The organism is Rhizobium sp. ZK1 (genome assembly GCF_047782645.1).
Lineage (GTDB): Bacteria > Pseudomonadota > Alphaproteobacteria > Rhizobiales > Rhizobiaceae > Rhizobium.
The window spans coordinates 2,053,203-2,067,854 of record NZ_CP180587.1 but is presented as its reverse complement, the minus strand read 5'-3'; the positions used below and the strand labels follow the sequence as shown (position 1 = coordinate 2,067,854).

At 59.7% G+C, this 14,652-nt stretch carries 13 protein-coding genes and 1 pseudogene; 11 read left to right on the top strand and 3 right to left on the bottom strand.

Annotation, left to right across the window (positions count from 1 at the left end):
- Positions 1-2 precede the first annotated feature (2 nt).
- The 9 genes and pseudogenes from ACK9YZ_RS32170 (at position 3) to ACK9YZ_RS32130 (ending at position 10,516) form a co-directional block, all read left to right on the top strand.
- Positions 3-1,337: a four-carbon acid sugar kinase family protein gene (locus ACK9YZ_RS32170; RefSeq protein WP_416068477.1), complete on the top strand. Its 1,335-nt coding sequence runs from the start codon at positions 3-5 to the stop codon at positions 1,335-1,337.
- A 148-nt stretch (positions 1,338-1,485) separates the two neighbouring features.
- Complete coding sequence (locus ACK9YZ_RS32165; RefSeq protein ID WP_216759675.1) at positions 1,486-2,313, top strand: phosphogluconate dehydrogenase C-terminal domain-containing protein; 828 nt, start codon at positions 1,486-1,488, stop codon at positions 2,311-2,313.
- Positions 2,314-2,449: 136 nt separating this feature from the next.
- A complete protein-coding gene (locus ACK9YZ_RS32160; RefSeq protein WP_216759676.1) occupies positions 2,450-3,391 on the top strand; it encodes a D-ribose ABC transporter substrate-binding protein in 942 nt (313 codons plus the stop codon).
- A 77-nt stretch (positions 3,392-3,468) separates the two neighbouring features.
- A complete protein-coding gene (locus ACK9YZ_RS32155; protein WP_416067507.1) occupies positions 3,469-4,113 on the top strand; it encodes a DUF2291 family protein in 645 nt (214 codons plus the stop codon).
- Positions 4,110-5,660, top strand: a complete 1,551-nt coding sequence (locus ACK9YZ_RS32150) for a sugar ABC transporter ATP-binding protein (RefSeq protein ID WP_416067506.1) — start codon at positions 4,110-4,112, stop codon at positions 5,658-5,660. Before ACK9YZ_RS32155 ends, ACK9YZ_RS32150 begins: the two co-directional genes overlap by 4 nt.
- A complete protein-coding gene (locus ACK9YZ_RS32145; protein ID WP_416067505.1) occupies positions 5,657-6,721 on the top strand; it encodes an ABC transporter permease in 1,065 nt (354 codons plus the stop codon). Before ACK9YZ_RS32150 ends, ACK9YZ_RS32145 begins: the two co-directional genes overlap by 4 nt.
- A gap of 1 nt (position 6,722) precedes the next feature.
- Complete coding sequence (locus ACK9YZ_RS32140; RefSeq protein WP_416067504.1) at positions 6,723-7,757, top strand: Gfo/Idh/MocA family protein; 1,035 nt, start codon at positions 6,723-6,725, stop codon at positions 7,755-7,757.
- The gene (locus tag ACK9YZ_RS32135) at positions 7,754-9,598 is read left to right on the top strand and encodes a hypothetical protein (protein WP_416067503.1); all 1,845 of its coding nucleotides are present in this window, start codon (positions 7,754-7,756) and stop codon (positions 9,596-9,598) included. Before ACK9YZ_RS32140 ends, ACK9YZ_RS32135 begins: the two co-directional genes overlap by 4 nt.
- A 219-nt stretch (positions 9,599-9,817) precedes the next feature.
- Positions 9,818-10,516, top strand: a pseudogene (locus ACK9YZ_RS32130) (IS6 family transposase).
- Positions 10,517-10,901: 385 nt separating this feature from the next.
- On the opposite strand, the gene ACK9YZ_RS32125 reads toward ACK9YZ_RS32130, so the two are convergent.
- The 3 genes from ACK9YZ_RS32125 to ACK9YZ_RS32115 all read right to left on the bottom strand — a co-directional run bounded on the left by ACK9YZ_RS32125 (position 10,902) and on the right by ACK9YZ_RS32115 (position 11,976).
- Positions 10,902-11,150 (bottom strand): hypothetical protein, encoded by a 249-nt coding sequence (locus tag ACK9YZ_RS32125; RefSeq protein ID WP_416067502.1) that lies wholly within the window; start codon positions 11,148-11,150, stop codon positions 10,902-10,904.
- A 260-nt stretch (positions 11,151-11,410) separates the two neighbouring features.
- Complete coding sequence (locus tag ACK9YZ_RS32120; protein ID WP_416067501.1) at positions 11,411-11,740, bottom strand: type II toxin-antitoxin system RelE/ParE family toxin; 330 nt, start codon at positions 11,738-11,740, stop codon at positions 11,411-11,413.
- A complete protein-coding gene (locus ACK9YZ_RS32115) occupies positions 11,737-11,976 on the bottom strand; it encodes a ribbon-helix-helix domain-containing protein (RefSeq protein ID WP_416067500.1) in 240 nt (79 codons plus the stop codon). Before ACK9YZ_RS32115 ends, ACK9YZ_RS32120 begins: the two co-directional genes overlap by 4 nt.
- A 906-nt stretch (positions 11,977-12,882) precedes the next feature.
- Here ACK9YZ_RS32115 and ACK9YZ_RS32110 point away from each other — a divergent pair.
- Both ACK9YZ_RS32110 and ACK9YZ_RS32105 read left to right on the top strand, forming a co-directional pair.
- Complete coding sequence (locus ACK9YZ_RS32110) at positions 12,883-13,872, top strand: ABC transporter substrate-binding protein (protein WP_416067499.1); 990 nt, start codon at positions 12,883-12,885, stop codon at positions 13,870-13,872.
- Positions 13,873-13,877: 5 nt separating this feature from the next.
- A complete protein-coding gene (locus tag ACK9YZ_RS32105) occupies positions 13,878-14,651 on the top strand; it encodes an ABC transporter ATP-binding protein (RefSeq protein WP_416067498.1) in 774 nt (257 codons plus the stop codon).
- The last annotated feature ends 1 nt before the right edge of the window (position 14,652 follow it).

Genomic DNA, 14,652 nt, shown 5'->3' with positions numbered 1-14,652 from the left:
CGATGCGCGACCTGCTCGTCAGTTACTACGGCGACGACTTCACCGGCTCCGCCGATGTGATGGAGGCGCTTGCTAGCAACGGTATTCCGACCGTGCTCTTCCTCGGCATTCCCGATCAGCCGCTGTTCGACCGCTTCCAGAATTGCCGGGCCATCGGTATTGCCGGAACGAGCCGCAGCGAGACCCCTGCCTGGATGCAGGAGCATCTTGGCCCAGCGCTTGAATGGCTGAAGGCGCTCAAGGCCGGCATCTGCCACTACAAGGTCTGCTCGACCTTCGATTCAGCCCCCGAGGTCGGCAATATCGGCAAGGCAATCGAGATCGGCAGCGCGACGTTCGAACAGAAGCTCGTGCCCGTCATCGTCGGAGCGCCACAACTGAAGCGATACACAGCCTTCGGCAATCTCTTTGCCGCCTACCAGGGACGTATCTTCCGCATCGACCGGCACCCCGTCATGAGCCGCCACCCGGTCACCCCCATTCATGAGGCGGACCTTGCGCTTCATCTCGGCAAGCAGACCGATCTTCCCGTCTCATTGGCCGACCTGGTGCTGCTTTCTTCGCCCGATGCCGATGCGGGGATCGACCAGCTGATTGCCGATCTATCCGGCATCCTGCTTCTCGATGTCGATTCCGCCGAGAGCCAGGCGGCCGCCGGCCGACAACTCAAGCGGATCACGGCCGCAAAAGGCAGCTTCGTCGCCGGTTCCTCCGGTGTCGAATACGCACTCATCAATGCCTGGCGCGAACAGGGGCTGATTGGTCCCAGCATCGAGTTCCAGTCTCCGGGCAGGGTCGACCGGCTTGCCGCAGTCTCAGGCAGCGTGTCGCCAACGACCGAGCGGCAGATCCGCACAGCCATCGCCGATGGCTTCGAAGATATCCCGCTCGATCCGCTGGCGCTCGTCGGCACGAATGGGGAGGCCGCACTGGATGCAGCGGTTGCCGCCGGGCTCGTCGCTCTGAAGACAGGCCGCAGCGTCATCCTGCACACCGCGCTTGGCCCTTCGGCCGACCGTGGCGCCGATATCGATCAGCTGCCCGGCGCTCGTCACCGGCTGGGCTGGGCGCTTGGCACCATCCTGCGCCGCCTTGTCGAAACGGAGGGGCTTTCGCGTGCGGTCATCGCCGGTGGAGATACGTCGAGCCACGCGCTGAAAGAATTGCGCGTCGATGCGCTGACGACCCTGCTGCCGTTGCCGCAGACCCCCGGCTCGCCGCTCTGCACCGCCCATGGCGGTTACGCGCCGACAGATGGGCTGCAGATCGCGCTGAAGGGCGGGCAGGTCGGTGCAGACGGCTATTTCGCGCAGATCCGTGATGGAAGGAAGGCCTGATGACCTGTTGGATGGTCAACCGCGTCAAGATGAACAAGACGCTTGCGAGACCGTCGGTTTTCTGAGCGCTACACCCATCTATGATGACATAGTGATTGACTCATCATACCAGTTACAATACGAATCCCGCATACAAAGGTGAGGAAACATGACAGCGATTGCCCTCTTTGGCGCCGGCGGAAAAATGGGATACCGGCTGGCCAAGAATCTCAAAGGTTCCCGTTTTGACGTTCGCCATGTCGAAGTCAGCGATGCCGGCAAGGCGCGCCTGAAGAACGATCTCGGCATCGATTGCACCCCGGCCGATGCCGCGCTCGACGGTGCAGACGTCGTGATCCTGGCCGTGCCGGATACCGCGATCGGCAAGGTTGCCGTTGGCATCGTCAACAAGCTGAAGCCGGGCACCATGGTCGTGGCTCTCGACGCCGCCGCGCCCTTTGCAGGCCACCTGCCTGATCGTGCCGACCTCACCTATTTCGTCACCCATCCCTGCCATCCGCCGATCTTCAACGACGAAACGGAGATGCAGGCGAAGAAGGACCATTTCGGCGGCCTGTTTGCCAAGCAGCATATCGTCTCGGCCCTGATGCAGGGTCCGGAAAGTGCCTATAGCCTGGGTGAGGAAATCGCCAAGGTGATCTGGGCGCCGGTCATGCGTTCGCATCGCGTCACCGTCGAGCAGATGGCGATGCTGGAGCCCGGCCTTTCGGAAACCGTCTGCGCCTCGCTGCTCGTCGTCATGCGCCAGGCCATGGACGAATGCATCGCCCGCGGCGTCCCGGCGGAAGCCGCCCGCGACTTCCTGCTCGGCCACATGAACGTACTCGGCGCCGTGATCTTCAAGGAAGTCGACGGCGTTTTCTCGGATGCCTGCAACAAGGCGATCGAGTTCGGCATTCCAGCCCTCATGCGCGACGATTGGAAGAAGGTCTTCGAACCTCAGGAGATCGCCGACAGCATCCGGCGCATCACCTGACATATCAGCGGCAAGGCGCGCCTTGCTGCTCTGCCGGCCCGCGGGGGGACTTTGACGGACCGGTTTTCTTTTTTCGCATGGATTTCAACCGAACCGGGATTGGTTCGGCCATGCGTCAAACCTGGGAGGAGAAACCATGAAACTTACACGTAGACTGACCCTGGCTGCCTTTGCCGGTGCGCTTTCATTTGGCGTGGCCATGCCGGCCTTTTCGGCCGACCTGATCGCCATCATCACGCCGGCTCACGACAACCCGTTCTTCAAGGCGGAAGCTGTCGGCGCCGAAGCCAAGGCCAAGGAACTCGGCTATGAGGCGCTCGTCATGACCCATGACGACGATGCCAACAAGCAGTCGGAAATGATCGATACCGCCATCGGCCGCGGCGCCAAGGCGATCATCCTCGACAATGCCGGCGCCGATGCTTCGGTTGCCGCCGTCAAAAAGGCCAAGGATGCCGGCATCCCCTCCTTCCTTATCGACCGCGAAATCAATGCGACCGGCGTTGCCGTCGCCCAGATCGTTTCCAACAACTATCAGGGCGCCCAGCTCGGCGCGCAGGAATTCGTCAAGCTCATGGGCGAGAAGGGCAATTATGTCGAGCTCGTCGGCAAGGAGTCGGACACCAATGCCGGCATCCGTTCGCAGGGCTATCATGACGTCATCGACGACTATCCGGACCTGAAGTCCGTTGCCAAGCAGTCGGCCAACTGGAGTCAGACGGAAGCCTACGCCAAGATGGAAACTATCCTGCAGGCCAATCCCGACATCAAGGGCGTGATCTCCGGCAACGACACGATGGCCATGGGCGCGATCGCTGCTCTTCAGGCTGCTGGCCGCAAGGACGTGATCGTCGTCGGCTTCGACGGCTCCAACGACGTGCGCGACTCCATCAAATCGGGCGGTATCAAGGCCACCGTGCTGCAGCCGGCCTATGCGCAGGCCCAGATGGCGGTCGAGCAAGCCGACGCCTACATCAAGAACAAGACGGCACCAAAGGAAGAAAAGCAGCTCATGGACTGCGTTCTCATCAATGCCGACAACGCGGGCAAGCTCGAGACTTTTGCTCTGGCAAAGTAAGGCGGACCGACCGCTGCAGGGAGCGCGGGACACTGCGCTCCCTGCAGCCTGTTTCCATTGATTTCGAGGTTTATCGCATGTTGAGGATCAGGGGCGCCCTGATCGCCGCTCTCGTGGCGGCGGCTTTGCCCGGATGCAAGATCATCAAGACACCGACTGCGGAAGAAAAAGCCGCAGCGGCGGCAAAGAACGCTTTCGATCCGAATGCCAAGGTTGAGGCAATGTGGCAGCCGCAGGTCGTTCCCTACTATGAAAAGCGTGCCGGCGAGTTAAAGGACGTTGCAGCGCTTGTCGCTTCGAACCCTGACCAGGCCGGCGAGAAATACGGCAACCCGCACAAGCAGATAAGTTCGCCCTGGACCTATGCGGTGAAATTCACGGGCAAGGTCGTCGCGGCCGATACGGCGTCGCGTGCGGCAACGCTCGATGTCGATGCCGATGGCGACGGCAAAGCTGACGCAAAAGTGCAGATCGGCCCGGCACTCCGAGGTACGGCGTTGCGCGATACCTTGGATTTCGTCAATTTCAACGAGTTCAAGAACCAGATCGAATGGGCGCAGTTCGGCAAGTCCTTCAATGAGAAGGCCAACAGCGCTTTCCTGTCGGCAATCCCGCGTGACGGGCTGGTCGGCAAGACGGTCACTGTGACCGGCGCCTTCCCGCTGCCGTCGGGCAGCGACGTTCCTCTCGTCACTCCTTCGGCGCTGATGGTGGCACCATGACCATCACCGAGGCCCCGAAGGACGATATCATCCTGCGCCTCGACGACGTGTCGAAGGTCTATTCCGGCATCGTCGCCGTCAAGCACGCCAATCTCGAGCTGCGACGCGGCGCCGTCAACGTGCTCGTCGGCGAGAACGGTGCCGGCAAATCGACGCTGATGAAGATCATCGCCGGCGTCGAGCGGCCGACGCTCGGGAGCATCATCCTGGAGGACGAGACCGTCTCCTTCACGAGCCCCGCCGATGCGCAGGCGCACGGTATCGGCATGATCTTCCAGGAGCTCAACCTTTTCGCCAACATGTCGGTCGCCGAAAACATCTTCGCGACGCGCGAACTGACCCGCGGCATCATCGGCATCGACCATAAGGAACAGGTCCGCAAAGCCAACGAATTGCTTGAGCGACTTGATGCCGGCATCGATGCCGAGACGATGGTCGAGGACCTGCCGATCGGCCAGCAGCAGCTCGTCGAGATCGCCAAGGCAATGTCGCTGAATGCCCGCATCCTGATCATGGACGAGCCGACATCGGCACTGTCTGCGGCTGAGGTCGAGATCCTCTTCAAGGTGATCGGCGAGCTGAAGGCGCAGGGCGTGGCCATCGTCTATATTTCGCACCGCCTCGAAGAGCTGATGCGGATCGGCGACTTCATCACAGTGCTGCGCGACGGGCAGATCACCGGCCAGGCAACGGTCAAGGATATCGATACGCGCTGGATCGTGCGCTCGATGATCGGCTCGGATGCCAAGGATTTCGCCAAATCGGTGAACCATACGGTCGGCAAGGAAATGTTCCGCACCGAAAATATCAGCCTGCCGCGCCCAACCGGCGGGCTTGCGGTCGACAATATCTCACTATCGGTCAAGGCGGGCGAGATCCTCGGCATTTACGGGCTGATGGGCGCCGGACGCAGCGAATTCTTCGAATGCGTCATCGGCCGTCATACGCACTCGACCGGCAAGATCTTCATCGATGGCGAGGAAGTGCGCGCCCGCGATACGACGCGGCGCATTCGCCGGGGTCTCGCGCTCATTCCCGAGGACCGGCAGCGCGAGGGGCTGGTGCAGGTGCTCTCCATCGCATCCAACCTGACGCTTGCAAGCCTCGCCCGCTTCACCCGCCTCTTCCACATCAATGCCAAGGCAGAGAAGAACGCCATTGTTGAGGCGATCCGCGATCTTGCCATCAAGGCGCCTAACCCGGACTTCGAGGTAACGTCGATGTCCGGCGGCAACCAGCAGAAAGTAGTCATCGGTAAGGCGCTGATGACCAATCCGAAGGTTCTTTTGATGGACGAGCCGAGCCGCGGCATCGATGTCGGCGCCAAGGCGGACGTGTTCCGTACCATGCGCCGGCTTGCCGCCGATGGTCTCGCCATCCTGTTTTCAACCTCCGACCTCGAAGAGGTCATGGCGCTTTCCGACCGTATCGCGGTGCTCAGCAACGGCCATCTCATCGCTGTCTTCAACCGTGACGACGCGACGGAAGATGCCATTATCGCTGCCTCGGCAAAGGGGCACGAACATCAAGGGAAACTCGCGTCATGACGGCGGCTACTGCATCCACCTCCGCGCCGAAGAGCGCGAACGGCTCCTTCCTCCTGACGATGATGAAGCTTCGAACCTTCATCGCGCTCTTTGCCGTCATCATTTTCTTCTCGATCTTCGCGCCGAACTTCACCTCGACCGCGAACATGATCCTGATGTCGAAACATGTGGCGCTGAACGCCTTCCTGGCGATGGGCATGACCTTCGTCATCATCACCGGCGGCATCGACCTCTCGGTCGGCTCGATCGTCGGCCTCTGCGGCATGGTCGCCGGCGGTCTTATCCTTTACGGCGTCGAACTGCCGATCGGCTATACCGTCTATTTCAACCTCGTGGAGATCGTGCTGATCACGCTTTCGATCGGCCTCATCATCGGCCTGATCAATGGCCTGCTGATTACCAAGCTCAACGTTGCACCCTTCATCGCGACTCTCGGCACGCTCTATGTCGCCCGCGGCCTGGCGCTGCTTTCCTCCGATGGCCAGACCTTCCCCAACCTCGTCGGCCGGCCGGAATATGCCACGACGGGCTTCGATTTCTTCGGCGCCGGTCGCATTCTTGGCCTGCCGGTGTCGATCTGGATCCTGATTTTCCTCGGGCTCGTTGCTGCCTATGTGGCGCGCTCGACACCGATCGGCCGCCATATCTTTGCCGTCGGCGGCAATGAGCGGGCCGCGCGCATGTCGGGCATCCGCGTGGATCTGGTCAAGATCTTCGTCTACATGTTCTCCGGCCTGTGCGCGGCGATCGTCGGCATCGTCATCTCCTCGGAGCTGATGGCCGCGCATCCGGCAACGGGCGAAAGCTTCGAGCTCAATGCGATCGCTGCAGCCGTGCTCGGCGGAACTTCGATGTCAGGCGGGCGCGGCACGATCGGCGGCACGATCATCGGCGCCTTCGTGATCGGCATTCTTTCCGACGGTCTGGTCATGATGGGGGTTTCTTCCTTCTGGCAGATGGTCATCAAGGGACTGGTCATCATCATCGCCGTCGTCGTCGATCAGGCGCAGCGTCGGCTGCAGCAGCGCGTGACCCTCATGCAGATGGTAAAGGCAGGTTGAAATGGCTGACGTGAAAGGTGCTTTGATCGGTTGCGGCTTCTTTGCGATCAACCAGATGCACGCGTGGAAGGATGTCGATGGTGCCGCGGTCGTGGCGATCTGCGACCGCGACCCGGAGCGGCTGAAGATCGTCGGCGAGCAGTTCGGCATCAACAGGCGCTATACGGATGCCGCAGCCATGTTTGCCGATGGCGGCTTCGATTTCGTCGATATCGCCACCACGGTACAGAGCCACCGGGCGCTGGTGGAGATGGCGGCGAGCCATAAGATCCCCGCCATCTGCCAGAAACCCTTCGCCAAGACGCTTACCGATGCCAAGGCGATGGTCGAAGCCTGCCGGAAGGCAGGCATTCCACTGATGGTGCATGAGAATTTCCGCTGGCAGACGCCAATCCAGGCTGTCCGCCGGCTTCTCGACAACAAGGCGATCGGCACGCCCTTCTGGGGCCGCTTCTCGTTTCGGTCCGGGTATGACGTCTTTGCGGGCCAGCCCTATCTTGCCGAAGGCGAACGCTTCATCATCGAAGACCTCGGTATCCATACGCTCGATATCGCCCGCTTCATCCTCGGCGACGTCAAGACGCTGACGGCCCGCGCCAAACGCGTCAATCCAAAGATCAAGGGCGAGGATGTCGCGACGATCCTGCTCGACCATGAAAGCGGCGCGACCTCGGTCGTCGACGTCAGCTACGCGACCAGGCTTGGCACGGAACCTTTCCCGGAAACGCTGATCGAGCTCGACGGCACCGAAGGTACAATCCGTCTTTCTGTCGGCTACCGGCTCGAGGTCACCAACGCGGCCGGCACGGTCGTATCCGATGCCTCGCCGCAGCTACTCTCCTGGGCATCGCGTCCCTGGCACAACATTCAGGAAAGCGTCTATGCAATCCAGAAGCATTGGGTCGACCGGCTGAAGAACGGCGGTGAGCCGGCAACCTCAGGCGCCGACAACCTCAAGACCTTCGCCCTCGTTGAAGCGGCCTATGACAGTGCGGCGTCAGGCAAGACAATCGACGTGGAGGCGATGCTGAAATGACGACGGACGCCTTCGCTCTCTATGGCACGCATGAGGCCGATGCGCATCCGGTGCACCTAACTGCCGGACGCCTCTCAGCCGATCTCGCAAAGGGCAATCTGCGGACGATCCGCTATGACGGCGTCGAGGTGCTGCGTGCCGTTTCCTATCTTGTGCGTGACCGCGACTGGGGCACCTACAGTCCTGATATCGAGAACCTCTGGATCGAGCAGGGCAACGGTGCCTTTTCCGTTCGTTATGTCGCGTATTGCCGGGGACCCGAAGACAGCAGGCTTGGCATTTCGGTGCATATTGCGGCAACGGAGCATGAACTGATCTTCGAAGCCGGAGCGCTCTCGCCGACCGGTTTCGAAACCAATCGCTGTGGTTTCTGCATCCTGCATCCGATCGTCGGCATTGCCGGAAGCCCTGCCAAGGTCGAGCATGTCGATGGCAGCGTGAACGAGACGCGCTTTCCCGACCAGATCGATCCCTGGCAGCCCTTCAAGGATATGCGGGCGATCACCCATCAGGTGCTGCCGGACGTTTCAGCCGAATGCCGCATGGAAGGCGATACGTTCGAGATGGAAGACCAGCGCAACTGGTCGGACGCGTCCTACAAGACATATGTGCGGCCACTGGCCCTGCCCTGGCCCTACCAGATCGCCGCAAACGAACCAGTGCGCCAAAGGATCGTCCTTGCCATCCGCGATACGAGAAGCGGAGAGACGACGGAAGCCGGCAGCGCTGAGCGCACCATCAAGCTCGAGCCGGGCGATCGCAGCGGCACCATGCCTGACATAGGCGTTATCGTTACGCCTGACGAAGCCAAAGCGGTACTTGCTGCCCGTGACCTCCTGTCCGACATCGCGCCGCAGGAACTGCTTTTCCATTTCGACCCCAATGCCGGGCACGGCACTAAGGCCTTGAAGGATTTTGCTGCGGTTGCCGCGCTTCACCGCGGACGATCGACGCTGGAGATCGCCCTTCCCTGCAAGCAAACACCGGCCGCCGAAACCGCCGAGATTGCGAGGCAGATGCAGTCTGCAGGCTTCCACCCGGACGCAATCCTGATCTCACCCTCCGTTGACCGGCAATCGACACCACCCGGCAGCAAATGGCCGAAATGCCCGCCGCTGGAGGAGGTCTATGCCGCAGCACACGAGGCCTTTGCCGGCATTCGCATCGGCGGTGGCATGCTCAGCTATTTCACCGAACTCAATCGCAGGCGCGTACCGGCCGATCGCCTCGGCTTCATCAGCCATTGCACCAATCCAATCGTCCATGCCGCCGATGATCTGAGCGTCATGCAGACCCTGGAAGCGCTGCCCTTCATCACGCGCTCGGTGCGCGCCATCTACGGCGACAAGCCCTACCGGATCGGCCCTTCGACCATTCCTATGCGGCAGAACCCCTATGGCAGCCGCACGATGGACAATCCCGCCGGCTCCCGCATTCCCATGGCAAACCGCGATCCACGCCACAATGGCCGCTTTGCGGAGGCATTCGCGCTCGGTTACGCCATCCATGTGCTCGATGCCAACATCGAGTGCCTGACGCTTTCAGCGCTCACCGGCCCCTCCGGCCTTGTTGCCGGTAAGGAAGAGCCAGCGGAAGAAGGCGCATATCGCCCGCTTTTCAACACCGTGAAGCTGCTGTCCCGCCTTGCCGGATCAGCCTGGAATGGCTGCAGGTCTTCGCATCCATCGGAGGTATTGGCTTTCCAATCAGGCTCGACTGTGTATATCCTTAATCTGACGGCCGAAGAGCAAAACATCGATATCAGTGCCTTTGGGTCGACCTCAGGCAAAAGCATGGCACTTGCGCCTTTTGGTACCACCTCGATCAGACTCGCCGTTTAGGGCTTTCGGGCGCATCGCGCGGACCACTGGGCATCAGCATCTATGCCGTGGCCAAGCGACATACATTCTTTGATTGCTTTTATACTTTCTCTCCCGTAAAACGTTTAGATGCGAAACATCGGGTGAGCCGTTACGATGGAAACGATTCCACCGAAGGCTTTGATGTAGCTTCGACCCTGACCGACACCCTTGAGGCATCGTCAACTTAACGGACGGGGCATGTCACATCGTGACCCGCTCTATCGCCGCCATCGCTTTCCCGCTGAAATCACTGCTCACGCCGTTTGGCTGTATTTCCGCTTTCCTCTCAGCCTGCGGATGGTCGAGGACTTGCTGGCCGCCCGTAGGATAATTGTTTCCCATCAGACAATCCGGCAGTGGGCGGAGAAATTCGGCCGCACCTTTGCCAATGAGATCCGCCGTCGATCATCCGGTCGGCTCGGAGATAAATGGCACCTCGACGAGGCCGTTGTTTCGATCCGCAGCGAGAAGCATTGGCTGTGGCGCGCCATGGATCAGGACGGTTTCGTCTTGGAGGTTCTTGTTCAAAGCCGCTGAAATGCCAAGGCGGCCAAACGCCTGATGCGCAAGCTCTTGAAGAGCCAGGGTCGAGCGCCGCGGGTAATGATCACTGACAAGCTTCGGTCTGACGACGCCGCAATGCGCAAGACCATGCCCGGTGTCGAGCACCGTTCCCATAGAGGCCTGAACAATCGGGCGGAGAATTCTCACCAACCAGTCCGGCGGCGAGAGCGGATCATGAAGCTCTTCAAATCACGGCGACATCTACAACGCTTTCTCACCATCCATGACCAGATTGCCAACCTGTTCCACATCCCCCGCCACGACATCCCCTCCAGCCATCATCGCGAACTGCGCGCAGCGGCGATGGGTGAAAATCGCCCGATCATGAAGTAACCTGATAAAGCTGGCATACGGCTGCTTCTGGCAAGTTAAGTTTACGATGCCCGCTCAAGATCACACGACCCGCAGCTTTCGGATCGCCGCTCACGTCTTTAAGGCCAGCGAAAACGACATATGCTTTCTCATAGACCTGCACATATTCAGGCTTGCTCTCGGCGCGCTTTGCCGAACTAAACCCGAACTCGGTCCCATATGGCCCAGGCTCCACGAGGGTCTAACCTTGATGCCGAAACCCTTCACACTAGATCGGCTTTGCGGAGCCCGCCCATTGGGCCGGAAAGTCTGCAGCCCGCATCACGGGGTTGATTGGCATGGCAACTCGATACCGCCGGTCCGCCGCCTTGGTAAATTGGCTGGGCTGTGGTGATCGCGTCAGGACTCAACGATTGGGATAGCGGTCAAGAAGAAGACCGTGCAAGTGGCCACGCCCGCTATTAAGGGGAATGTCTTTGAACAACCGCGATATGAGGCGCGGTCGCAATCCTCGCCTCTCATCGATGAGGAGGAATGACATCCTCTTTATTTCGATCGTGATCACGCCTGCATTGTCGTGGCGACGATAACTCCCCGAATCGATCGCATGGAATCCGTTTTCCACCGCCCAGGCGGCTATCGTATCCGCGTTCATCAAGCTCCTGCTCTAGGAGATGCGGACGTGGTTTCTCCAGCTCTCCCGGTCGTGCCAATCGCTTTTGCAGTCCTACGGGTACCGCAACTGAAACGCTCTAAGCCAGCCAAATCCGTCCAAGATTCCAGTTCCCACATAGGTGTTGCTAGAAAGACTCGCAGCAATCGGTACGATTCAGCCGTAAGCCCCGCCCATTTGGTGTTTTGATGGGATAGGAACTATAAGTCGGGAAAATTTGCAGCTGCAAATCTGTCCTATAATCAATGACTCTCAGGCTCGTGCATCGACGGTGGGATGTCCCGTTTCCCATGAAGCACACGCCACACGTCCACATGATCTTTTTGATCATGATAAAAGATGATATATGGGTATCGTTTCAGCGAAATGCTGCGCAGGTCAGGCAATCCTAACTCGTATCCATATCGTGGTGATCCCGTTTCCGGATGCCTTGCGATCAGGTCATAAGCTGCCTCTACAGCGTCAATAAAGCCAAGGGCAACCTCGGTTCCAGCCTCGAGTATATAGTAGTCTATGGCCGCCTCGACGTCACGGCGAGCCAACTCCCTAGGGACGATAGACTTGTTTGTCACTTGCTGTGCCGACCACGCACGCGATCACGCAATCCGGCAAAATAGCGCCCATCGACGGGATCGGATTGTACGGACGATGCTCCGTCAATCAACAGTCCACGCAATAGAAGACGGTCTTGATCTCGTCGAATCAATTCGCGGATATATTCGCTGCTCGTCCCATAACCACGTCCCGCGACCTGCTCATCAACGAAGCTCTTAAGGTGGTCGGGGAGAGAAATGTTCATTGTGCTCATATGAATATCTATAGCTCAAATGGCAAAATTTGGCAAGATTGACATCTTTCTTCTAAGACGGGCCTAGACGATGAGCATTGAGCTGAATCGAATTTTTTTGCCATTGGCTATTAGCTCCGTCGGCGTGTCTGGCAGCCCGCCCCCCAAGGACCACCGTTCGGCTTTTGGCTGCCTGATTTGGGCCATCCTCCGATCCTGACAACATTCGCTCACAAGGTCGGCCAAGCCGCCTTGAACGGATGTGAAGCCGTGACCTGCCTATTTTCGAAACCTTAGTTTCTCAAAGACGCAAATATCATCTTCGCGTTACATGAAACCGAGCGAGACCGGTCGGGGCTTCCTACCACTCGGGCCTTAGCGACCGGCGTCCGCGTGGTCCTTCATCGATCGGCACAAAGAGATTTCCGCTCTCTTCGTCCTAATAATTAGAACGATCAATTCCTGAGCAGTCAGGTAAATTGCTTTGACAAAAATTCGCATATTAAATCAAAGCACTGGACCTCTGGCGCTTGGTGCCATACCAAGTCGAAGCCAATCTTGCATAAATTTCAAGCACGTACAAAATTTCATCAAAACTCTTGCGAAAAGCGGCTTTTGCGTGAGACAAAGATTTTGCGAGTAGAAGCGGTCTGAGCCTTGGTTCTGGACATTGCTCGACGGGTAAACCTGTCGAGGAAATGTTAGAATGCAAGGAAAAATCAGTGATCTCGCCCTGAAATCCGCTGAGACCGACATCGGATCTGACCAACTTCGCGCGCATCGTTGTTTTACATGCCTGAGCAGCAAGCGGCCTGAGAAACGCGATTGCACAATCGCAACGCTCATCGCGAATGGCTTCGATCCAGAGCGCGTCGCCAATCTCTATCCGTCCTTAAAAACCGAACACCAATTGCGAAAGGTCGACCTATGTCCCGCACCAAGCTTGCCTTCTATGCACTTGCCGCAACCCTTTCTGCCGGTGCCGCATCCGCCGCCGACAAGGTGATCTTTCAGCTCGACTGGCTGCCCGGCGGCGACAAGGCGCCGATCTATGTCTGCATCCATGAAGGCTTCTGTTCGGAGGCCGGCCTTGAAGTGGAGATCGCTTCCGGTCGCGGCTCGACCGAAGCCATCTCGCGCCTGGCGGCAGCATCCTCCGACATCGGTGTTTCGGATATCGGCGCCCTGATGGCCGCCCGCGCCAACGAAGGTGTGAAGGTGACCGCCGTCATGTCGCTGTTCAACAAGGGACCGCATGCCTTCTACGTTGCCAAGGGTGGCTCGATCACAAGCGTCGCCGATGTCAAGGGCAAGACGATCGCGACGTCGCCCTTCACATCGTCGAATGTCTATCTACCGCTGGTGCTCAAGGATGCCGGCATAGACATGGCGGATGTCAAGCTCATCAAGGCCGAACCCGGCGCGCTCGGCCCGATGCTGATGACCGGCAATGCCGACGGCATCATCGCCTGGATGACCGACCTGACGCGCTACAGCAATCAGGGCAAAGAAGCCGGCAAGGAGATCGTTGCCCTGCCATGGTCCGCGGCCGGCCTCGAACTCTATTCCGCATCTCTCATCGCCAGCGACGATTTCCTTGCCAAGCGTCCGCAGGTCGCCGCACGCTTCGTCGCGGCCTACAAGAAGTCGGTCGAGTTCGCGAAGGAAAATCCTAAGAAGGCTGCCGCAGCTGTCACCGCCATCGTACCGGAACTTGGCTCGGAAGATGTGCGAGGCTCGCTCAACGACACGCTGCCGCTCATCTTTAACGAGGTGACGGAGAAGGACGGCCTTGGCGTCTTCGAAACGGCCCGCCTCGCCGAAACCTGGCGCCGTGTTTCGCAAGCCCAAGACATCGATCCGGGCAAGCTCGATCCGGAAACCGTGGTCAACCGCACCTTCGCCGCAACGGAGTAGCCGCCATGGCGATGCCCGCTATCCGCTTCGACAGGCTGGGCCAGGTTTTCGAGACCCGGTCGGGGCGCACGGAAGCGCTTCGCGACGTCAGTTTCGATGTTGCCCGGCATGAGTTCGTCTCGATTCTCGGCCCTTCAGGCTGCGGGAAATCTACCCTGCTGCGCATGATCGCCTGCCTGCTGAAGCCGACGTCCGGCTCAGTGGAGGTTTTCGGCCTGCCGGTGGAGGCTCCGCGTGACGACACCGGCATCGTCTTCCAGAAGCCGACGCTGCTTCCCTGGGCGAATGTCGAAGACAATGTCGTGTTTCCCGCCCGCCACAAGACCGGCAGGGTGACGGCAGAGGAGCGCGAACGGGCGAGCGAACTCTTGAGGATGGTCGGGCTTTCCGGCTTCGAGAAACGCCTACCGGACGAACTGTCCGGTGGCATGCAGCAGCGCGTCGGCATTGCCCGCGCGCTGCTGATGGAGCCGGACATCCTGCTAATGGACGAACCGTTCTCGGCGCTGGATGCGCTGACGCGCGAGGTGATGGGCTTCGATCTGCCGCGCATATTCTCCGAGCGTCCGAAGACCGTGGTCTTCATCACGCATTCCGTCAGCGAGGCGGCGCTGCTGTCCGACCGGGTGCTGGTGATGACCGGAAGGCCTGGCTCGATCCTGACCGAAGTCACCGTTCCCGTCGGCCGACCGCGCGGCCCCGAAACTGCAAAGGACAAGGCGATCCATGACCTCTCCGATTACCTCCGCGATCTCCTCCTCAACCGTCAAGCGGCATGAC